At 54.1% G+C, this 22,069-nt stretch carries 21 protein-coding genes; 14 read left to right on the plus strand and 7 right to left on the minus strand.

Annotated elements, in window-relative coordinates:
* Positions 1 to 27: 27 nt before the first annotated feature.
* The 8 genes from KSF73_01515 (at position 28) to KSF73_01550 (ending at position 8,087) form a co-directional block, all read left to right on the plus strand.
* On the plus strand, positions 28 to 831 hold the full coding sequence (locus KSF73_01515; protein MBV1774383.1) for a hypothetical protein: 804 nt from the start codon (positions 28 to 30) through the stop codon (positions 829 to 831).
* Positions 831 to 1,673, plus strand: coding sequence for a hypothetical protein (locus KSF73_01520; protein ID MBV1774384.1), 843 nt, complete (start codon positions 831 to 833; stop codon positions 1,671 to 1,673). Before KSF73_01515 ends, KSF73_01520 begins: the two co-directional genes overlap by 1 nt.
* Positions 1,670 to 2,560, plus strand: a complete 891-nt coding sequence (locus tag KSF73_01525) for an ABC transporter ATP-binding protein (GenBank protein ID MBV1774385.1) — start codon at positions 1,670 to 1,672, stop codon at positions 2,558 to 2,560. The genes KSF73_01520 and KSF73_01525 overlap by 4 nt, the downstream gene beginning before the upstream one ends.
* Positions 2,561 to 2,682: 122 nt before the next feature.
* Entirely contained in the window at positions 2,683 to 3,360 is a 678-nt protein-coding gene (locus tag KSF73_01530) for an FkbM family methyltransferase (GenBank protein MBV1774386.1), read from the plus strand.
* Positions 3,361 to 3,363: 3 nt separating this feature from the next.
* The gene (locus tag KSF73_01535; protein MBV1774387.1) at positions 3,364 to 5,616 is read left to right on the plus strand and encodes a glycosyltransferase; all 2,253 of its coding nucleotides are present in this window, start codon (positions 3,364 to 3,366) and stop codon (positions 5,614 to 5,616) included.
* 119 nt (positions 5,617 to 5,735) lie between these two features.
* Positions 5,736 to 6,827: a hypothetical protein gene (locus tag KSF73_01540; GenBank protein ID MBV1774388.1), complete on the plus strand. Its 1,092-nt coding sequence runs from the start codon at positions 5,736 to 5,738 to the stop codon at positions 6,825 to 6,827.
* A gap of 26 nt (positions 6,828 to 6,853) precedes the next feature.
* Positions 6,854 to 7,441, plus strand: a complete 588-nt coding sequence (locus KSF73_01545; protein MBV1774389.1) for a hypothetical protein — start codon at positions 6,854 to 6,856, stop codon at positions 7,439 to 7,441.
* Between the two features lie 19 nt (positions 7,442 to 7,460).
* Positions 7,461 to 8,087 carry an HAD family hydrolase gene (locus KSF73_01550; protein MBV1774390.1) on the plus strand — a complete coding sequence of 209 codons (627 nt, stop codon included), beginning with the start codon at positions 7,461 to 7,463 and terminating at the stop codon, positions 8,085 to 8,087.
* Between the two features lie 27 nt (positions 8,088 to 8,114).
* Here the strand turns inward: KSF73_01550 and rpoH are convergent, their stop codons facing one another.
* Positions 8,115 to 8,963: an RNA polymerase sigma factor RpoH gene (gene rpoH / locus KSF73_01555; GenBank protein ID MBV1774391.1), complete on the minus strand. Its 849-nt coding sequence runs from the start codon at positions 8,961 to 8,963 to the stop codon at positions 8,115 to 8,117.
* A 155-nt stretch (positions 8,964 to 9,118) separates the two neighbouring features.
* On the minus strand, positions 9,119 to 9,457 hold the full coding sequence (locus tag KSF73_01560; protein MBV1774392.1) for an FKBP-type peptidyl-prolyl cis-trans isomerase: 339 nt from the start codon (positions 9,455 to 9,457) through the stop codon (positions 9,119 to 9,121).
* Positions 9,458 to 9,614: 157 nt separating this feature from the next.
* On the opposite strand from KSF73_01560, the gene KSF73_01565 reads away from it, so the two are divergent.
* The 4 genes from KSF73_01565 (at position 9,615) to KSF73_01580 (ending at position 15,284) form a co-directional block, all read left to right on the plus strand.
* Complete coding sequence (locus KSF73_01565; protein MBV1774393.1) at positions 9,615 to 10,337, plus strand: HAD hydrolase-like protein; 723 nt, start codon at positions 9,615 to 9,617, stop codon at positions 10,335 to 10,337.
* A gap of 86 nt (positions 10,338 to 10,423) precedes the next feature.
* Entirely contained in the window at positions 10,424 to 10,768 is a 345-nt protein-coding gene (locus KSF73_01570; GenBank protein ID MBV1774394.1) for an alkylphosphonate utilization protein, read from the plus strand.
* 105 nt (positions 10,769 to 10,873) lie between these two features.
* Positions 10,874 to 11,947, plus strand: a complete 1,074-nt coding sequence (locus KSF73_01575; GenBank protein ID MBV1774395.1) for an AI-2E family transporter — start codon at positions 10,874 to 10,876, stop codon at positions 11,945 to 11,947.
* Positions 11,948 to 12,017: 70 nt separating this feature from the next.
* Complete coding sequence (locus KSF73_01580; protein MBV1774396.1) at positions 12,018 to 15,284, plus strand: DUF748 domain-containing protein; 3,267 nt, start codon at positions 12,018 to 12,020, stop codon at positions 15,282 to 15,284.
* Here KSF73_01580 and KSF73_01585 read toward each other — a convergent pair.
* The 4 genes from KSF73_01585 to ftsY form a co-directional block, all read right to left on the minus strand.
* Entirely contained in the window at positions 15,276 to 16,907 is a 1,632-nt protein-coding gene (locus KSF73_01585) for a response regulator (GenBank protein MBV1774397.1), read from the minus strand. The genes KSF73_01580 and KSF73_01585 overlap by 9 nt on opposite strands.
* Before the next feature lie 99 nt (positions 16,908 to 17,006).
* On the minus strand, positions 17,007 to 17,909 hold the full coding sequence (ftsX, locus tag KSF73_01590; protein MBV1774398.1) for a permease-like cell division protein FtsX: 903 nt from the start codon (positions 17,907 to 17,909) through the stop codon (positions 17,007 to 17,009).
* Between the two features lie 7 nt (positions 17,910 to 17,916).
* Positions 17,917 to 18,570 (minus strand): cell division ATP-binding protein FtsE, encoded by a 654-nt coding sequence (ftsE, locus tag KSF73_01595; GenBank protein ID MBV1774399.1) that lies wholly within the window; start codon positions 18,568 to 18,570, stop codon positions 17,917 to 17,919.
* The gene (ftsY, locus tag KSF73_01600; protein ID MBV1774400.1) at positions 18,545 to 19,810 is read right to left on the minus strand and encodes a signal recognition particle-docking protein FtsY; all 1,266 of its coding nucleotides are present in this window, start codon (positions 19,808 to 19,810) and stop codon (positions 18,545 to 18,547) included. The genes ftsE and ftsY overlap by 26 nt, the downstream gene beginning before the upstream one ends.
* Before the next feature lie 104 nt (positions 19,811 to 19,914).
* Between ftsY and rsmD the strand changes: the two genes are divergently transcribed.
* Positions 19,915 to 20,493, plus strand: coding sequence for a 16S rRNA (guanine(966)-N(2))-methyltransferase RsmD (rsmD, locus tag KSF73_01605; protein MBV1774401.1), 579 nt, complete (start codon positions 19,915 to 19,917; stop codon positions 20,491 to 20,493).
* A 33-nt stretch (positions 20,494 to 20,526) separates the two neighbouring features.
* Here the strand turns inward: rsmD and KSF73_01610 are convergent, their stop codons facing one another.
* Positions 20,527 to 20,967: a DUF721 domain-containing protein gene (locus KSF73_01610; GenBank protein ID MBV1774402.1), complete on the minus strand. Its 441-nt coding sequence runs from the start codon at positions 20,965 to 20,967 to the stop codon at positions 20,527 to 20,529.
* Between the two features lie 98 nt (positions 20,968 to 21,065).
* Here KSF73_01610 and KSF73_01615 point away from each other — a divergent pair, with 98 nt between their 5' ends.
* The gene (locus KSF73_01615; protein ID MBV1774403.1) at positions 21,066 to 21,980 is read left to right on the plus strand and encodes a M23 family metallopeptidase; all 915 of its coding nucleotides are present in this window, start codon (positions 21,066 to 21,068) and stop codon (positions 21,978 to 21,980) included.
* The last annotated feature ends 89 nt before the right edge of the window (positions 21,981 to 22,069 follow it).

Raw genomic sequence — 22,069 nt, forward strand, 5'->3', positions numbered from 1 at the left:
TTCAGATCGAAATAGGACTGATTAAGCATGTGGCAATTTGCTTTAATGGGGTTAAAGTCCGGCTGGCGCAGCCATGTCGCCCGCCTGATCCTGTTTGTCGGAGTCGCATTGATTGGCATCGCCTGGGTAAGTGGTAATTTTGCTACGCGTGCGCCGCAAACAGTCGGATTTGACGTGGGCTTTTCACTCATCCGAATCGTGATGGTTCTCCTCGGCCTCTTCTGGGTGCAGGAACTATTCGCCAAAGATCTGGAACGCAAGACCGCTATTTTTGCATTGGCTTATCCAGTCGCGCGCTGGAAGTTCCTGGTCGGGCGACTGATCGCGATCACCTTGCTGTGCTGGATCACCATCAGCGTGCTGGCCATCTTGCTGCTATTTACGGTCAAACAGATCCTGCCCGATTATCAGCAAGCCTTCCCGCTGCATCTTGGCCATGATTACCTCCTGCCATTCGCAGGCCTGTATCTGGATATGCTCGTCATCATTGCCTGTGGCATCCTGATCTCCACGCTATCCGAAACGCCCTTCCTGCCATTCTTCACCGGGATCATCTTTGCATTCTCGGCGCGTGGGCTCGGCGCAGCACTGGCTTATTTGCAAACGGGCAATTTCTCGCCCGACCAGCTCGGACCCAAGATGGCACCCGTCATTAAAGCCATGAGCTGGGTGCTGCCTGATCTGGGACGGCTGGACTGGCGCCAGATCGTCAGCTATGGCACCTGGCCGGATACAAGCATCATGTTATTGGGTAGCGCACAGGCTGTTGCCTATGCGGTCGTTTTCATCTTTATCGCTGCATTTATCTTTGCCCGCAGGGAGCTGGTGTAATGCGGATAACTAAACTTGTCGGCCCCGCAGGCTTTCTGCTTGCGTTTGGCCTGCTTGTACACTTGACTGGCCGGCTGAATACCTATCCACAGACCAAGCCAGACAACGCACTCAATGTCCGCACACCGGATCTTGTTCAGCTGGCCTACTCCGCTGGCGATCGCTATCTCGCAGCCAATCTGGGCAGCTTGCGATCAGTGTTCGTCAACGTCACAGAAATCGGGCCGGATGATGTGCGTGTGCTGGCCGATATTCAGGCAAGTTCGACCCGCCTCAATGCCATGAATGAAGATAATTACTATCTGACGCAGGCAATATTGCCGTGGAATGGCATGGTGCCTGAAACACAATCAATCCTGCAGCAGGTGCATGAAGCCAGACAGCAGGATTTCCTGCCCGGCTTCTTTATGGGGTTCAACAATTTCTACTTCCTGAAGGACTTCCAGGCTGCAGGCCGCTCGTTCGAGGCTGCGGCCGCGCATACCGATGGTGGCACGCGGCAAGCGATGCTGGCGATGGCAAGCAAGTTCTATGAAAAGGTTGAAGACCCCAGAATTGCTCTGCTTGCCATTAATACCCTGATCGACAGCACGCGTGACCAGGCGCTCAAGCAGCATCTTGAGCAACGGGCCATGCGCATTAAAGGTCTGATCGCCTTGCAGAATGCATCTGCCGCGTACCAGCGTCATCACGGACAGCCGCCTGCCAGGCTCGAATTATTGGCAGGCACCCCTGAACTGCCCTCTTTACCGGAAGATCCCTTCGGCTTTGGCTACACGCTGCATGCCGACGGACACGTCACGCTTAATTACCCGAATGCCCGTGAGATCAAAGTCAAATGAGTCACGCAATTGAACTGATCAATCTGAAGAAAACCTATCGCCCAATTGGGCGCCCGAAGGTCAATGCGCTGGATGATGTCAGCTTGCAAATCCATGAAGGCGAAGCGTTCGGTTTTGTTGGCCCCAATGGTGCAGGCAAAAGTACGACCATCAAAATCATTGTTGATGCGTTGAAAGCAGATGCGGGTCAGGCACTCATTCATGGCGTTGATTCGCGTGAGGCTGCATCACGGCATCAGGTCGCCTATGTACCGGAGAGCCCCTATCTGTATGACCATCTCTCGCCGCTGGAAATTCTGGAAGCGGGTTGCAAGCTGCATCACGTTAAAAAGGATCAGCTGCAACAACACTGCATGCAGTGGCTGGAACGCTTCGATCTCGCTCGCGTTGCACGTGCACGGCTGCGTGGCTTTTCCAAGGGCATGGCGCAGCGCACTGCACTGGCCCACGCATTGGCGATTGAGCCTCGCCTGCTGATTCTCGACGAACCCTTATCCGGCCTTGACCCCGTAGGTCGCAAGGATGTCGTGGATATCCTGGTCGAATACCGCCGTGGTGGTGGCACCATCTTTTTCTCGTCGCATGTGCTGCATGATGTCGAACGCATGGCCGACCGTTTTGGCTTGATTCACAAGGGGAAAATCCGCACGGTCCAGTCACCGGATGAATTGCTTGCACGTGAACAATCGTTTTTGGTACGGACACGAGGTGACTTGGCAGTCGAAGGGCTGGCTGCTGACACAGGCAATCGCTGGTCGGGTGAAGCGTCGCAATCCGAACTATGGCCACTGTTAAATCGCGCCCAGCTGGCAGGTCATGTAATTCAGGAGGTTCGCCCCTCCATGAATCTTGAAAAAGCCTTTTTCGAATTTATTGCGCAGGACTAAAGCGGCAGTGAGTCGCACGAAAGCATTCGATGGAACGACAATCTGTTTACGTGGGTAACAATACTGTACTGACTCGAACGGTATACGGACATAAGCTATACGTGTCAGGAGATGATATTAGCTTGGCCCCACATCTGATACTCGATGGATACTGGGAACCCTGGATCACCAATATGATTCAGAAAATGGTTTTACCCGGTAGCACCATTATCGATATCGGGGCGAATGTAGGCTATTACAGTCTGATCATGGCTTCGCTGACAGGTGAGCAGGGGAAGGTATACTCATTTGAAGCCAATCCCCGTACATTTGATTTGCTTCAAAAAAGCATCGCCATTAACGGGTTCAGTTCCCGTATTTTGGCTGAGCAGCGCGCGGTTTACTCACACTCGGGCACACTTACCTTCCACTGCTATGAGCGCGAACAGGGTGGCTCATCCATCAACCAGCCGACATGCTCCGAGCCGTATTCAACCATTGAGGTGTCAGCCATATCATTGGATGAGCGCTTTGACGGGCAACGCATCGACCTGATCAAGATGGATGCAGAAGGCGCTGAATTAGCCATTCTGAAAGGGGCACGAAAGCTACTGCAGGCCAATCCGCAAATCAATATCGTCACCGAAATCAACAAGGGAGCACTCGAGTCGGCAGGTCATTCTGTCGCGAAACTCCTCCAATTTGCGGCAGAACAGGGCTTTTCACCCTTGCTCATCGCAACCGATGGCACGCTAAAAGAAGTCGACGCACCGGAGCTTGAACGGCTCGGCGTGTCAGACATCATCCTGGCCCGGGATTAAGGTATGCATACTGAAGCTTGGTTAAACGAGGCGACCGACGCATTAAAAGAAGGTGATGCTAACACTGCACTGACACTTTGCCGCGATATCCTGCAACAACATCCCATGCACCCCCAAGCATTGCAACTTGGAGGCACTGCCCATGTGCTGCAGGGTGATCACCTTTCAGCGGTTTTCTGGCTAAAGCTGGCTGTTGCCTTAAACGAAACCAGTATTGCACGAATGAATCTGGGTACAAGTTACAAGGCACTCGGGCTACTGGATCGTGCCGAACAACAGACATTGCGGGCACTGGAAATCAATCCGGGCAACGCTAATATCTGGATCAATCTGGGTGCGATTCTGGAGGAGTCGGAACAGTATGCTGGTGCGCTTCGCGCCTATCGCACAGCCCTTCAATTGTCCGATGATGGCCGCGCTCACTCGGGCATTGTGTCGATTTTGACAGCTACCGGAAAATTGAAATGGGCATCGCAATATGGCCTGAATGTGCTTGCGCGCATACCCGATCAACCCATTCTTCAATTCAACACAGGCCAGGCGCTGCTCGGGACAAATCAGCCTGCGCATGCACTCGCGCATCTTGAGTGGCGTAAATCATTAGGTTCCGAATATTGGAACGCATCCCACACTCCCCCGCCCGACTTGCCTCTGTGGGACGGATCGCTACAGTCGGGTTTAAGGCTGCTCATCATCGAAGAGCAGGGCATGGGGGACATGATTCAGTATGCCCGCCACGCAGCCAAGTTGAAGCAGGCAGGGCTGAAACTAACCTGGATGGCACGTCAGCCACTGCTACCCCTGCTGAAGGATTCGGACATTTTCGAACGGGTGAGGCATGACCAACCGGGAAATTGGTACGAATATGATGCATGGGTGCATGCGGGCAGTCTTGAATATCATTCACCGCAAGACGTGGGCTTCAGACATTATCTGCATGCAAACCAGTCAAAGCTAGACACATGGTACAGCATCCTGCAAGCGCACAAATCGCTTGGTCGGCCCCTGATTGGATTGAACTGGTCGGGCAATCCGCAACATCGCAATGACCACGAGCGCTCAGTGCCGACAACCGCTTTGCTTGAGGCCATTCGGGACTATCCACAATACACCTTTATCGCTCTTCAGCAGCCCGGCGTTGCATGCTTACCTGACAATGTACACGTTGTTGCCCAGCATATTCACGATTTCTCGGATACCGCTGCGCTGTTGTCTCTGCTGGATGGTTTTCTGACAGTGGATTCGGCACCCGCGCATCTGGCGGGGGCACTTGGCATACCGGCCGTTGTGCTTCTGGGGCGTAAACCCGACACACGCTGGGGCACATCGGAGGCAAATAGCCGCCTTTATCCAACCCTCAAACTCGTCCGTCGAGGCCGCTTTGAAACGTGGCAGCCCGCACTGCGTCGCGCCTTTGATACAATCGTACCACACCCCCATCAGCCGGAAGCCTTACACTTCCAAAAGGGCTCAAGCACCATGCAGCCAGACTTCACTGTTATTGTCACGACCCATCATCGCAGCACGCTCCTTCAACGCGCGCTTCAATCCATCCTCGCGCAAACTTTCCAGCATTTCGAGATCATTCTGGTGAGTGATGAGGGATCGGCGGCAACACATCATGTGGCAGGCCAGTACCTGCGTGAGCAGGACAAATTCCTGCGCATGCCCGGCATTCCGGGTCCTGCAGCCTCGCGCAATCTTGGGATGCAGCTTGCACAGGGGCGATTTGTACTGTTTCTTGATGACGATGATACTTGGCATCCCGATTTTCTGGCACACCTCATTCAACGACCCGAACTAACGCAACATGCAATTTTCTATGTGAATTGCCATGTCATTCAGGAATGCAGATCCGAGCCATCCATCCCGGTCAAATCGGTTCAAATTGCGGATCACGTTGGCATTCAGGCGGAACGCATTGAATACGATAACTTTATTCCTTCAAACTGCATTGTCTTACCGGCTGAAGCAGCTGCGTGGGCCCGTTTTGACCCGCAGCTCAGATGCCTGGAGGACTGGGACTTCCTGATTCAATTACACAGAAAGCGCCCATTTGTGCACCTGCCGATTTTTGGCCCCTACGTGCATATTGACGAAGAGGAAGTTGGACGGAATAGTGGAAATGCCCTTGCGCGTGCAGTTGACTGGATGTCCATCTACGCTCGATGGCCGGTTCAGGCTGCACATCTGCGTGAAATCCGCCTGAAGCAGCTGGAGAGCTTCGGCTTCTCTCTCCCGCCCGAAGCGTTATAATCATAGTCATAGCATATGAGTATCCTGGGACAGGCTGTTCTCGTTTATATAATCCATCAATTTCAGATGAGATCAGCTCGTCATCCGGGAAAGCAACCTTGAGTTTGCCATAATTTATTATGCTAAATATTTTTCAGATCACAATCATTGACAACAAAAGCACACCCCAAAGTTACCCACAAGAAATCACCGAGAATTTCAACTCGGTTAAGCTTCATTACCCTGACGCCAATCATGTACTTCTAGATACCAATGATATTTTGGCTTTCCTAGAGCAGCATTTTGAGGCAGAAGTCCTGGATGCATTCAATCTGCTCGCGCCATACGCCTACAAAGCTGATCTAGCGAGATACTGCCTTCTCTACATCTATGGCGGCCTTTATATTGATGTTGGAATTCGCCTACTAAATCGACTCATCATCCCCATCGATAAAAAATTCTACCTATTTAGAGACTTAACACATTCAAGCAATACGCCATGGGCAGTATCCAATGGTATTTTCTTCGCAAATGCCGGTTGTAACGAATTAAGAATCGCGATTGACCTGGTACTGGACAATATCAGGAAACGGTTTTATGGCCCAAATAGCCTTCACACCACCGGCCCTGCCCTATTTGGACGGGCATTCGCCATTGCAAACGATCCTAATGCGCTCGCCTGTGGCGAGGTTCGAAAATTAACTGCGGATTGCCATGAAATAAACATAGGCTTTGTTGATGCCTGCGGGAGATTGATCGGCCTAAGGAATAAGCCAAAAACAGTGCAATGTCTTGGCATTGAAGGAAGTAACTCGTACCCAGAACTATGGCACTCAAAACGGATTTTTGGGGAAACAACTCTAGCTTGGCAGTTCAGCGATCCAGCAATTTACTGCCACCCCCATTTACGCGATGGTAGTGGTATTAGCATTATCAATGCCGACATAGGCTGTCAAGTATACGGCCCCTATATAGCCCTAGAAGACGGCAGATATACCGTAACGATTCATTTCCAGCCCGAATCAATTCAAGGATATCCATATATTGATGCATGCAGTGAAAAAGGCTTCGTTACACATGCAGCCACTTCCACTGATGATCCTGCTCCTGCAGATGGAAAGATAATTTTAAACTTCGACCTACAAAAATCATGCCGAAATTTTGAAATACGGATACATAGCACTCCTGGATTCTCAGGTCTATTCACTGGCTATACAATCCAGAAAAATTAATCTGGACAACTCAAAGGAACCTTCACATGAAAACAGTTTTAAATGTTGGCGGGAATTCAAAGGAAATCCCTATCCCAAATTATTATTCGGAATATGCACATCTTCTGCTTGATATCGATCCCATGGGTTCTCCAGACATCTTGTGCGATGCGCGTGAGCTTGGAAAACTGAATCCAGCACAATTTGATGCAATTTATTGTTCTCATAATCTTGAACACTACTACCGGCATGAAGTAAAGGAAGTGCTACTTGGATTTCACCACGTAACGAAGGAGGATGGTCATATTGAAATCCGTGTACCGGATATGCGGGAAGTCATGCGTCAAGCCATCGAACGAGATCTGGATATTGAGGACACCCTATATATTTCTCCTGCAGGCCCCATTTCGGTGCTCGATGTTATCTATGGATTTGGCAAGCAAATTGAAAGTAGTGGGCAGCCATTCTTTGCACACAAAACGGGCTTTACACAACAATCATTAGCCAATGCACTGATTTTAGCTGGGTTCTCGCATGTTTACGGCTATGCAGAAAATCTCGAAATCATCATGTATGCATTTAAATCAGAGCCCAACGATCTAATATGCACCACGCTCGGCTTGAATGTTGAATAAACCATTTTTTGGACTTCGCATGACCCTCCTCCTCGACCTCGACGGCACCCTCATCGATTCATCCCCCACCATTCTGCAAGGCTTTGCGATGGCCATGCAGTCATGCGGGGTAGAGCCCATCCGCCCGCTGACACACGATGTCATCGGCCCGCCACTCAAGGACACGCTGGCCACCTTAACAGGTCGCACAGAGCCGGATGTGCTTGAATCGCTGGCGAGCGCATTCAAATCCTGGTACGACACCGAAGGCTTCAAGCATACGGTGGTGTTTCCCGATGTGGCCGAATCTCTATCGGCGCTTTCCCGGCAAACCAGGCTCTACATTGCCACCAATAAACGCCTCGCACCTACTCAGGCGATTCTGGACTATCTAGGCTGGACACCCTGGTTTTCCGGCATTTATGCACTTGATAAGATTCATCCGGCCTGGGCGAACAAGGGCGAGATGCTGGCTGCACTAATGCAAGCTGAAGGCATTCAGGCTCACGATGCGCTTTATGTAGGTGACACGCTGGGTGACATGAAAGCGGCGCAGGCCAATCAGCTGGAATTTGTCGCAGCGACATGGGGATATGGTGATTTTTCGGATATCGCATGTAAAAAGCTGCATCGCCCACATGAGCTGATGCAGCTTTTAAATGGATGACAGCACCCAACTCGATACCGGCTACCATTAGGCCGGGATCAGCGCACCCTTCATCTTTTGCAGGGCTTTCGCTTCAATCTGGCGAATCCGCTCGGCAGACACGCCAAATTCGGCAGCCAGATCATGCAAGGTGGCACCACTGTCATCTTGCAACCAGCGCGCTTCAACAATGCGGCGGCTACGCGGATCAAGCGCGTCCAGCGCCTGTTCCAGACCTTCGCTCTGCATATAGTCCTGCGCGCGACGCTCAAGCACCGCTACCGGTTCGCTCTGCTCATCTGCAAGCCAGTCGATGGGGGCAAAGCCCTCTTCATCGCCTTCCTCTGCGACCAAGGATACCTCTTGGCCGGAGAGGCGCATTTCCATTTCCAGCACTTCTTCGCGCTTCACGCCCAACTCGTCAGCAATACGCTGCGCTTCAGTTTGGGTGAGCGTAGAAAAGCCGCTTTTCATGGAGCGGAGATTAAAGAACAGCTTGCGTTGAGCCTTGGTGGTGGCGACACGTACCAGACGCCAGTTGCGGATGATGTATTCGTGGATTTCGGCACGAATCCAGTGCACGGCAAAGGAGAACAGGCGAACGCCACGGCTGGGCTCGAAGCGCTTGACCGCCTTCATCAGGCCGATATTACCTTCCTGAATGAGGTCAGCCTGCGGCAAGCCATAGCCTGTATAGCCACGGGCGATCGAGACCACCACGCGCAGGTGAGACATCACCAGACGGCCGGCAGCCTCCAGATCATCATGATGGTGCAGCCTTTCGGCAAGGGCCGTTTCCTCTTCCGGTGTCAGCATGGGAATGGCATTCACCTGCTGAATATACTGGTCGAGACTGTCGCCACCGGCCAGAACTGGCGGAGACATGGTTGCACTCATTTAAACACCTCCTGAAGCATCCGGATAACCCGGATAGTCGAAATGATATTAGCACTCTAATGCACTGAGTGCTAGCCCTTCAGAAAGTTCCGGGTAAACACCTGAGCGTCTAAAAATCCCTATTTCCTTCATGGGTTTATATGGAATCGAACACTTCAATCGTCGCGGGTAAGCACTTCCAGCAGTTCAATCTCAAACACCAGATCGGCGTTCGGCTGAATATGCTGACCAACCTGACGCTCGCCGTATGCCAGATGTGCGGGAACGTATAATTTTCGCTTGCCGCCTACACGCATCCCCATCAAACCGATATCCCAGCCCTTAATCACCCGGCCGGTTCCAATGACGCATTTAAACGGGGTGCCACGATCACGGGATGAATCAAACTTGGTGCCATCCAGCAGATAGCCGTCGTACCACGTTTGAATCAGCGCGCCCTTCACCACTTCCTTGCCGTCGCCCACCACGATGTCTTCCACTCGCAACATGTCCATCGTTCAACAATCTTTCATATCGTTATGCGCACGAATGATATTGTAATGCTTGGGTGTAACCGTGTTATGTCTACTGAAGTGTAAAGTCTAGTCAGCCAATGCTATCTGGCTGAAACAAATCACTGCCACACTAAACGTAACCAATTTGGGTGAGATCATGTACGTATCCCGCGACAAATTATTGATCCTTGACGCCGATGGCACAACAGTCGATGCATTTTCTGCGATTGATACCACCTTTAGCCGTCATGGCATGGACATTGGCGACTTGGTACGCTTTCAAAAGCGACGCAAGTTGTTCAAGTATCTGGGTGGCATACGCGAACTTCCCAACAATATCCGGCTTCAGTTTGGCAAGCAGTCGCGCAAACGCCTGCTGGCCACCCTGACCGAAGTCTATCGAGAGGAGGGTGTGCTGTATCCCGGCATGGCGCCCTTTATCAAGCAGCTGTTAAATGAACCGGATCTGTATCTGGTACTAGTCACCCGCAATATCACGCACAATCCGGCCGAGACCCTTTCACTGCTCTTTGCCCGTCACGATATTGATCTGCGCCGGTTTCATAAGGTGATTTGCCTCCCATTAAGCGAAAATAAGGATCTCACGTTCCAGAATCTGCGCGCCCAATTGGGCGTCAATCCGGCGCTGAGCTATGCCTGCGGCGACGAATTCAGTGATTATCGCGCTGCAATGTCCGCAGGTATGCATCCCTTTATGGTCAGCTACGGATTCGAGGATATGAATCGTCTGACAGAGCGTTTCAATATTCCACGCCCGCTCATTTCTGCCACGCCAGACGAATTGGCAAGCCGCGTCTGCCACGCATTGGGACTCAATGAACCCGATCAGGCAGCATCACTACCGCTTAGAGCAGGCTGAGGACAACCCTACAGAGAGTAGGGTAAAATATGAGTCTGGGCGACATATTGGTCGCCTTTGTCTTTTTATTGAACATCAGGAATCCCATGAGCACCTTGCCCGCCTGCCCGCAATGCAACTCCGAATATACCTATGAAGACGGCGCAATGTACGTTTGCCCGGAATGTGCGCATGAGTGGTCAATTGCAGGAGAAGCCGCCGCACCCGCCGAAGAGCAACGCGTCATTCGCGATGCGCACGGTACGATTCTGCAGGATGGCGATACGGTGACCGTCATCAAGGATCTGAAGGTCAAGGGTTCGTCACTGGTTGTGAAAGTGGGCACCAAGGTGAAGAACATCCGCCTGGTCGATGGAGATCATGATATCGACTGCAAGATTGATGGCGTGGGTGCCATGGGTCTGAAGTCGGAGTTCGTCAAAAAGGCCTGATCAGGCTTTTTTAATCGCGGCATGCCCCACGGAGGGTCAAGGCTGGTTATGATTCACCCGATTCTGTTCGAGTGAATTGATCAACCTGGTCTTCCGGATAGCCGCATGCAACCTGTCATTCAAGGCAACAAATCTTCCCTGTTATTTGTCGCGCTGTTTATCGGCGTGGCAGTGCTGATTCTGCAGCCTTTTCTGTTCGGCATTATGTGCGGCAGCGTCACTGCAATTGCTGCATGGCCGCTGTTCCGGCGCATTGCGCACGACGAAGAAGGTTTGCGACTGGGGCCGGTTTGTCTTCGTGCCCGCCCAGCAACGGCCTCCATGCTATTGAGTGCCGCCTTCGTTGTGATCTTCATCACGCCGCTCGCCTATGCCGGCTTTGAACTGGCACACGCCTATTCGGCCGGATCAGCTTACCTTGCACATACCGGACAGGATGGCCCCATTGCGCCACCCGCGATTCTGGATTATCTGCCGATGCACGATAAAGTGTTGCAGTTCTGGAACGAGAACATTGCCAACAGCACCGGTATTTTCGATGTCATTAATCGAGTGACCAAAGGCCAGTTCGTCACGCTGGTATCGTCTCTCTGGCCCAAGCTGATGGGTAAGTTAGTATCACTTCTGGTATTACTGGTGTCCTTTTATTACATGCTGAAAAATGGCCGCTATATTGAGGAACACTACAAACAGGTATGCGCCCATTGGTTTGGCGCACGCAGCGTCGATTACGTAAATGCAGGGATTCAGGCACTACGGGGTACGGTGAACGGTGTCGTGCTCATCGGCCTGCTGGAAGGTCTGCTGCTGTCCGCACCGCTGGTGGCAGGAGGCATGCGCTCAGCATTATTGATTGGCCTAATTGCGGGGATCCTTGGCGTGATTCCAATGCTGATGCCTGCACTTATTTTGCCGTGTCTCGCGTACATGTATCTGGGCGGGCATACCGGCTGGGCAATTGTCGGACTCATCGACCTGATTGTGGTGTGGGTGGTGTTTGAAAATATCGTCAAACCCAACATGATTAGCCATGAGGTCAAGATTAACCCGCTGATTGTGCTGATTGCCATGATCGGCGGCATGCAGGTATTTGGTCTGATTGGCCTGTTTCTGGGGCCAGCTGTCGTCGCCATGTCAATCGGGATGCTGAAGGATCTTGTGAAGCTCTCACGCGTCTAAGCATCTTGACGGCGTTATAATCACGCCGACAGCCTGCAATCCAACAATACATAAAAAGCTCAAGCCGCCGATGTCCACGTTTCGCCGACGCCTCCTGATTACGCTCGTATCCCTGACTGCATTGTGGATGCTTGCCAGCCTGATTGCCCGTTTCTGGCTCCCCGAAAAATTGCGGGAAGCTGCGGTGAAATGGGCCAAAGCACATGGCCGCGACATTCGCATGGGCGATATCCGTATTTCGGCGCTCAGCTTCACCTTGCATATTGATGCGATTCAGCTGACCGATCGGCACGGCGCACCGCTCATGACACTTGAGTCGCTGGATGTCGGCATTCAGCCCTCGCATCTGATCATTGGTGAAATCTCGCTAGATCACGTCACCCTCACCCGTCCGCAGCTGTCGGTGATCCGCACCAGAGGCGGCCAATGGAACTGGCTGACGTTTATTCAGGATGCAGGCCACACGGATGCAAAGCCGTCCAGGGCATCCGACAGCGGAATCAGCCCGGCATTTCGTATCAGCCGGTTCGAGGTGAATGGCGGACATATCGCCATTCAGGATCAGACTGTTGTGCAAGCAGACTGGCATGTGATCCCCCTCCAATTCGCATTGAGCGATCTGTCTACACGCAGTGGCGCTGGCCGCTACCATCTGGATGCACTGCTGGATCATCAAGCGCGTCTCGATATTGATGGGGCGCAGGGTCTCAGTCCGCTATCAGGCACAGGCACGCTCAATCTATCCAGATTTCCACTGGCCAGACTTCAGCCTTATGTCAGCCCGCTCAAACCGGGCGACCTCAAGGGCGACTTGTCTTTTCGCCTGCATTACGATTACAAGCCCGAATCGCGTACCCCGCTACACATTCGCCCTTTCTCGGCAACCCTGGAGCATCTGAATCTAAAGGGTATGGGTGATAGCCGCCTCGCGGTGGGGCGCCTGCGACTCGAAGGCGGGCAAGTAGACTTCGCGCGTAAAGCCATTTCCATTCCCGTTATCACCGTAGAAAACGGTGTGCTGGGCGCTCAACGCCTTGCCGGGGGTAAGCTCGACTGGCAAGCCCTGTTCGTCCCTGAATCATCCCGCCAGCCGGACGCCACCTCGCCTTCTCCCTGGCAGATTGCCATCCCGGCAGTGACGCTGAGCAACTGGTACATTCATTACGCCGATCAGTCCACGCTGCGTCCCTATGCATTGGACTTGCATCTTCCAAAGCTCTCACTGGGGTTCCATGCCGCCACAGGCAAACAGCATCTGGACAAAGTCGAAGCATTGCTAGCCAATGTTCGACTGGGAGAACCGGGCAAACTGGCCGCCATTTCACTCGAACGAGCCACCCTTGCAAGTAGTCAGATTGATCTCGACGCTCGCACCTTGACCCCTGGCAAGCTCGAGCTGACCGGCCTATCCATTGACGCCACTCGTGATGCGCAGGGACGAATTAACCTGGTTGACCTGTTTAAAGCACGCCAGCCCCAACCAGAGGACGAAACTCAACCATGGCGAATTGGCACCCTGACTACGACGCTGACCAACAGCCAGCTTGGCTGGCAGGACGCTCGCACCAAACCGGCAACAACAGTCAAGTTGAATGATCTGGATGGTCAGTTCGAATGGGTGGATGGACATCGACTGCAAGGCAACGCAAGCAGCAGCGTTGCCAGCGGCGGGCGACTGGATGCGTCGATCAAGGGCGATATCCGCGATGGTGCCTGGGCAGGCACAATTAAAGCCAGCGAACTGAATCTATTGCCTGTTATGCCCTATGCGCTATCGCATACCGCCGTACAGGCGAGCTCTGCCCGACTTGATGGTCAGTTAGACTGGCACGCAGGCGGCGACATGCCCTGGCAAGTGGGCGGCAACCTGTCGCTGCGCAATGTCGCATTCAAGGAAGCGGGACAATCTGCACCGCTCCTTGCCTGGGATCAGCTGCGGCTTGCCGGATTGCAAGTAAGCGGTGGTGCCGAAGTCAATACTCGCATGGAGCGTGTCGAGTGGCTCAATCCACAGGTACGCGTGCGCCTCAACGCTGCACATCAGCTCAATCTGAAAACGGCGTTCGCACCTACAGAGCCAACCGATCCGGCTCCCGCTGACACGCCAGCGGCACAGGCACCGGCCAGCCAGCCCCCGGCGCTGCAGATACGCAATATCCGGATCAGTGGCGGCACAGTGGACTTTGCCGATCAGGGCATGAACCCCGGATTTGCCTCGCACATGCACCATCTCAACGGCACCATTCAGGGTGTGTCGACACGTAACCATGCCCACGCCACCGTGACACTGGATGGACAGGTTGACCGATACGGCAGTGTGACCGTACGTGGCATGATGGATCCCACCGCAGCGAGCCGTGACAGTCAGATCCAGTTAGATTTCCGGAATATTCCGATTCATAGCCTGACACCCTATTCGGAGAATTTTGCCGGATGGCAGCTGAAGGATGGCCGTCTGGATATGGGGCTGAAATACGCCCTGAAGGATGGCAGCATGGCGGGGGATAATCATGTCGTTATCCAGTCCATTCAACTGGGTAATGAAATCGACAAGCCGGATATCAGCCACCTACCGTTACGGCTGGCCATCGCCCTGCTTGAAGATAGCGAGGGACGCATCGATCTCAATCTGCCCGTAAGTGGCAATCTGGGTGATCCCGAGTTCAGTTACGGCCATCTGGTTGGACAAGCTGTTAGCAACATTATTACAAAGGCGGTCTCATCGCCCTTCCGTGCCCTACTGGGACTGGCCGGCAACGAGCATATTCACCAGATTTCTCTTGATGGCGGAAGCAGCACGCTTTCGCCTCCCGACCGGGAGCATCTCGAAGCACTGGCAACGATGCTAGCCAATCGCCCTCGCATTCAAGTGCATATTGGCGGACGATTTGATGCGGTGACAGATCGAGATGCGCTAGCGCGTATTCGGGTCGACCAACGTATTCTGGCAGCTGCCGGATTGTGGGATGCCAGCCTTCCCCTTCCCGCCCAGCCAGATCTGGAAGATGCCAAAACACGTAGCACGCTCTTGGACATATATGCAGTCGATCATGGCCGCATGGCGCTTCTTAAATTAAAGCTCGGCACCAAAGACAATACGGATCGCTACCGGAATCTGCGGCAGCAGATGCTGGAAACCGCCAAGGCTGCTGTGAGCAATGATGCACTGAGCGCACTGGCCAGACAGCGCGCTGAAGCCATCCGGGCAGCATTACTGAGCATCAATGCGGGCATTGCCGCGCAAATTGTTCTGGATGCCCCCGCGTCCGCCGAGGCAAGCGCCCAGGGAATCGAACAGCATCTGGATATCCAGATAAAGCCGGAAGGATCAGGCTGATCTGTGCGTTTTGAGTGCTTGCATGGCGTCAGACATATCGCGCTCAAGCTGATCAAGGACAGTGGGGTCGTGATACTCAAACGCCAGACGGGTCACACAATCACTGGCCTGTTTGAGCAAATGCTCTGCCCGCCGGGGATGATCACTCCCCTGCGCAGCTTTAATACACGCGTTGGCTGCAGCTAGCAGCAGTCGCGCATTGCAGGTTTCCATGGCATGGTTGTAAAGATGGCGGGCAGCCTCTTCAAGATTGCCCTTCATCACCAGCATCATGCCCTGATTAGCCAATTGATTGATACGTGCCACGCAATCCTTGATCAGCTCCAGCAACACAGGGCTTTTGCGGGCAGCTTGTTCCATATGTTCCACAGAGCGCTTTTGATTAGCAAAGCGCATGGCAAGCCTGCGGGTGGTCTCGATGATGACAGGCTCGGATGACTCAAACGCGCTGAGCGTCTCCAGACAATCGCTCGCCAGATCCAGCGTAAATGCCTGATCCCGCACCTTGGTATCCAGCCCGAGTAGAAATTGCTGAAGCGATTCCTGCTGGTGATTAACACCTGCCAGCAGCACATTGGCGTACTGAATCAGAACTTCTGTTTCAAAGTTATTCCTTCGCTCTGAAATACCGCGCAACAGCGCCAGACTCTTTTCCGCCTCACGTGTCTTGCCGGTACTGACGCTACTGAGAATCAGGCAGAATAAGGCTCTGGGCTGCAATGAAGCGGAGTTTGCGCCATGTGCAACCGCGCGCTCCAGATACTTGCGGGCGTTTTCTGCATCGCCCAGCAGGTAGGATGACATGCCCGCCCCTTGCAACCGGTGAATATTATTGGGCGTCACTTTGAGCGATCGTTCGATGACCTCCAGCGCAGCATCATGTTCATCGCGATCAGTGTAATGCTGCGCCAGTGCATCATAAGCGTCCACATATACACTGCTTTCGGCAATCAGCGCCGCCAGCATTGCCTCTGCCTCACCCTCGCGTCCGCAGCGTTCGAGATACTTCGCCAGCCCAAGCCGGGCCCAGGGAACACCACCACGCTGGCGTAATATCTGTTCGCATACTTGCGCTGCTTCCTCATGCCGACCCGCCTCGGTCAGCATTCGCGTTAAAAAACGGGTGATTTCACTTCGAAACGGGACATCGTGGCGAGCAAGCAATCCATGCGCCAAACCGATCGCGTCATTAATCTTGCCTGATCCAATCGCAGCATGCACTTCCGCCATGACCACCCGTTTCTGCCAAGCACGCTGTAATCGCTTATCAATCTGGTCTGCCGTAAACGGCTTCAGGATGTAATCATCCGGCGCAACTTCAGCCACCGCCACCACACGCTCATAGCTGGCTTCTGCAGTAATCATGATAAAGATGGCATCCAGCGGCAGGACGCCAGAGTGCCGCAAATCTTCCAGTAGCTCCTGCCCGGTCATGCCCGGTCCGAAATGGTAGTCGCACAGGATAATATCGTAGCGGCCATTCTGGATTCGGCGACGCGCCTCGCCCGCATTCGACGCAGACTCAGTCTTGGTGATGCCGAGCTGCCCGAGCATCATGCGCACCGACTGGCGCACCGTGATTGCATCATCCACGACGAGAGCATTGAGATCTGGGGGATACATGAGCCATCCTGTTCGGATGGCACACCTTGTACCATCCTTCTCAGGCATAGCCCATTTCCGGCAGGGCTGCCGGTTCGTTAGATAAACGCGAAGGCCTGATCAGGCGTCGAAACGACGCAGATGCTGACGAACAGAAATGGCTGCACCCACGAGGCTGGTGACCACCACCAAACCGATGGTGACCAGCATCACCTCGACATTGGCAGTCTGCAGCACAAAGCCTTCACCGTACAGACGCGCCAGGCGCATCACCGGCTCCGCCAGACGACCAAGGCCTGCCACCACAAGGGCAATACCACAGATAGCACCCAGAATACCCTGGACGGCTGCAAAATACAGGAACGGCCTCCGGATAAACGCATCTGTAGCGCCAATCAACTTGCTCACCTCAATCTCGTCAATCCGGGTGAGAATCTGCATACGCACCAGATTGGCCGTCACCAGCAGCAGGCCCAGCAACACCAGTGCAGCGATGGTCAGCACAATTTCACGACCAGCGGCAACAAATGCCTCCAGTCGCAGCACCCATTCGCTGTCGAACTGCACCTGATCGACCGATGGATCGCTGTGGATGCGCTCGCTCAACGATTTCATGGCTGCAGCAGACGTATCTTTTGGCGTAACCACAAAACTTTCAGGCAGCGGATTGTCACCCAGCCCAGCCACCAGATCGCGCATACCGCCGCCTTCCAGCTCTTTTAGCGCCTCATCCTTACTAACATGGCGATAGCGCGCCACATTGGCGTCCTGCTGCAATAAGGCATCAATACGCGAGACTTCGCTGGTCAATGCAGCCTGACGGACAAATACTGTCAGTTCCGGCGTCGTCGGTAATCGTCCTGCCAGACTCGCCGCACTATTCAGCAGCATATACAGACCGAGTGGCAACGCTACCGCCACCGCAATCATGGCCAGACTCATCAGCGTGGCCAGCGGCTGGCGCAGGAGATGACGCACACTTGTGCGCAATGCATTGATTTGCAGGCGTAACCAGTGCCCCATGACCACCTCAGGAAGTGAACTGGCCCTTGCTGAGCCGGAGAATGCGACGGCCATAGTCTGCCATCAGGGATTCGTCGTGTGCCGAGATGATGATGGTCACCCCAACCTGATGGAAGCTTTTGAACAGCTCCATGATGTCATGCGCGTAGTCGCGATCGAGATTGCCCGTCGGCTCGTCAGCCAGCAGGATGGATGGACGATGCACCACCGCACGGGCAATACACAGGCGCTGCTGCTCGCCACCCGATAGCGACACCGGATTCAGCTTTTCCTTGCCCAGCAGCCCGACCTTATCGAGTGCAGCACGCACACGCTTCTGCGCATCGCGATGATCAAAACCAATGATATCGAGCGGCAGCATGACGTTATCGAACACGCTACGATCGTACAGAATTTTGTGATCCTGAAAGATCAGCCCGATATGCCTGCGCACGAATGGAATCGCGGCGCGGCTGACCGCGGCCAGATTCTGTCCATTGACCAGCACAGAGCCGCTGGAGGGCCGTTCAATACCGGCCACCAGCTTGAGCAACGTTGATTTACCCGCACCGGAATGGCCGGCAAGAAATACCAGCTCGCCCGACTGAATTTCGAAGCTCAGCTGCTTGAGCGCTTCAAAGCCGCCGGGATAGCGTTTACTGACCTGGTTGAACTGGATCATTATCGATCAGGGCGTCCACATAATCCTGCGCCGTAAATGGGCGCAGATCGTCGATATTTTCACCCACCCCGATAAAACGCAGGGGAATGGGCTTCTGTTTGGCGATCCCGGCAATCACGCCGCCTTTGGCCGTACCATCCAGCTTGGTGAGCACCAGACCGGACAGTGCCAATGCGTCGTCGAACGCCTTGACCTGCATCAGCGCATTCTGACCGGTATTGGCATCCAGTACCAGCAGCGACTCATGCGGACCGGTCGGATCCGCTTTCTGGATCACGCGCTTGACCTTGCGGATTTCTTCCATCAGGTGCAGCTGGGTCGGCAGACGCCCGGCTGTATCGACCAGTACAACGTCAATGCCACGCGCTTTGGCTGCACTGATCGCATCAAACGCTACCGCCGCCGAATCGCCGCCATCCTGTGCGATGACGGTAACATTGTTGCGTTCACCCCACGCCATCAGCTGCTCACGGGCTGCAGCACGGAAAGTATCCCCCGCGGCCAGCAGCACCGATTTGCCCTGACCCTGAAAGTACTTTGCCAGCTTGCCGATACTGGTGGTTTTGCCTGCGCCATTCACGCCGGACACCATGATGATGAAAGGCTTGGCCTGACTCACATCCAGCGGTTTTTCCAGTGGCCGGATCAACTCCAGCAGGGCTTCCTTTAGGGCGCCGCGCAATTCGGAGCCATCTTTCAGACCACGCAGTGTCACGCGTTCTCTCACTGACTTCAGCAAATGCACCGTTGCATCCACGCCCATGTCAGCGGTCAGCAACACGGTTTCCAGCTCTTCGTAGAGATCCTCATCGATCTTGCCGCCACCGAAAACCGCCGCCAGCTCCTTGCCCAGCTTGTCGCGGGTTTTGGCCAGACCAGCCTTGAGCTTGAATTGCCAGGTATCACGCACCTTGTCGACGGTACGCTGCCAGAAAGAACGATTTTCCAGCGAGCCTGGCTCATGCGGGGAGACAGGTGCAGGTGCAGGTGCAGGTGCAGGTGCAGGTGCAGGTGCAGGTGCAGGTGCAGGTGCAGCAGTTTCCGGTACGGGCGCGGCTTCATGCACTTCCGTTGTAGGCACGACTTCCACAACAGGCGAAGTGACTTCGGCGATTGGCTGAACAGGTACATCGACAGGCTGCGGGGCTGGCGCGGGTGCGTTTTCCGGTGCACCGGTCAGCTTGCTCCACAGGCGTTTGCCCCAGCCCGGAGCGTCCTTTTGTTCGGGGGTATGACTCATTGAATCCGTCTCATCGGCACATGGCCGGTGTCTAATCAGCGATAATAGGGGTGAATTCTAACTTTTCGCGGCGCAATCCCAAAGCGTCTTACACATATACACTTATGAAGCCCACACGAAAAAGCACCGGAAAATCAGTTACAAGCAATCAGGTACGCATCATTGGCGGTGATTTTCGTCGCCGCATGATCAGTTTCCCGGATGGTGAAGGTCTGCGTCCAACCCCCGATCGTGTCCGCGAAACGCTGTTCAACTGGCTGGGTCAGGAACTGCACGGACAGACCTGCCTTGATATGTTTGCAGGCAGCGGCGCACTGGGCTTCGAAGCGGCATCTCGTGGTGCAAAACGTGTGGTCATGCTGGAACTGGCCCGTACCGCCAGCAATCAGCTCAAAGCCAACAAAGACCTGCTCAAAGCAACTTCAGCAGAGGTCATTCAAGGCGATTCGCTTGCCTGGCTCGCGCGCTCAACCGAGTCATTTGACGTGGTCTTTCTCGACCCGCCCTATGCCTCCACATTGCTGGACCAAGCCTTGCCGCTTGTACGCGATCGTGTGCATGCCGACAGTCGCGTCTATCTGGAGTGCGCCTCGCTACCTGACCTGTCAGGTTGGGTCGTCTTGCGCGAAGGCAAGGCAGGCCAAGTGCACTATCTGTTGCTAGAACCGGAATCACTGACCTGATCAAGTCCGGTCATCTGCAATTTTTTGCGGTTTTTATGTCCGACCCGACCGACGGCGAGCAAGCAACTGCTCCATCGCGCCACGCACCGTCTGGTCTTGGATCTGCTCCACTGCATCCTCAAAGGCTGACAGGGCTGTTTCACTTAATTGCAGATTTTTACTGGCTTTTTTGCCCTGATGCGGCAAGACTTCAACTTGCAGCCGAACGCGAATTCCGCTAACGTCGAGGCCCTCTGTCCGGAGTGACTGCACCAGTCGGAACGACATCTGCCTGAGCTTGGCAGCCAGTGCACTCTGACGGGTCATCACCACCAGTTCGCCCTGGTCAATCCCGACTGCCTGGGTGCTTCCGACGAATTCTTGCGGCAAAACGCGTTGCCATTTGGCATCCAGCGTGGTGGCTGCGTGCATGATTTGCGCCAGCTTACGCATTTCCGGCTGTCGAAAAATCTGCTCAAGGGAATGTGCATTCATGCCGATCTACTCAGTGGAAGCTGCAAAGTAAACACTGATTTCGGTGTGAATCAGGTGGATAACGGGAACATAGACAAGAATACACCGGACGATACCTCATGAACGTCATCCTCGTCTCGAACAAAATGTCCAAGGCCGTATCACTCGGCCCGAGACATGTCACGCTCATTGCCATTGTACTGCTGATGGCGCTGATGGGTATGGTCACCACAGCAAGCTGGGTCACATGGTCGCTCACCCGGCAACTGGGCTGGCATATTCCAGTGATTCCTGGCACGCGCCACGCCGAGCAGCAGCAAATTGATGCCCTAGCCGTGAAACTCGGCCAGATTCAGGCACAAATGTTGCGACTGGACAGCCTGACCCGCAATGTTGCCAACAAGACCGGCATTGATCCAACACCATTCCAGAGCCAGCAACCCGCCCCACAGGGTGGCGCACGTTCGATATACCCGGAGCATGCCTTATCCCTCAAGGAACTCTCCTCGGAAATGGACAAAATACGCGGCCAAATTGGTAACACCATGGATCAGTACGACGTGATTGAAGCCTTGCTCGCCAGTCAGCGCAGCACTGCGTGGGCGCCGCCTTCCAAGGCACCCATGAATTCTGGCGAACAATCTTCATCGTTTGGCTGGCGGATCGACCCCTTCAATGGCCGTCAGGCATTCCATGCCGGGATCGACTTCGCAGGCGATGTGGGCAGTACGGTCACAGCATCTGCATCCGGCACGGTAATCTCTGCCGAGCGCCACCCCGAGTATGGTAATATGGTGGAGATCGACCATGGCAATGGCATCACGACGCGCTATGCTCACATGCTGAAAATCGGCGTGCAGGAAGGCGCAACCGTGAAAGCCGGACAACAGGTCGGGCTATTGGGCAATACCGGTCGTTCGACCGGGCCACACCTGCATTTCGAAGTCCGATACAAAGGCATCCCCCAGAATCCGTTATTCTTTCTGGGCGGCCTCAGGCAAACCGAAACGCTCAGGACGGCAGCACGCCAGTAGCGTTTCCTGCTGTCCGCACATCCTGCTCACTTGAATTTCCGGGGCTTGCCCTCATTTCAGTTTGCAGCCGATGTGTCATGCAAAAGATA

This window comes from Burkholderiaceae bacterium DAT-1 (assembly GCA_019084025.1).
Classification (GTDB): Bacteria; Pseudomonadota; Gammaproteobacteria; order Burkholderiales; family Chitinimonadaceae; genus DAT-1.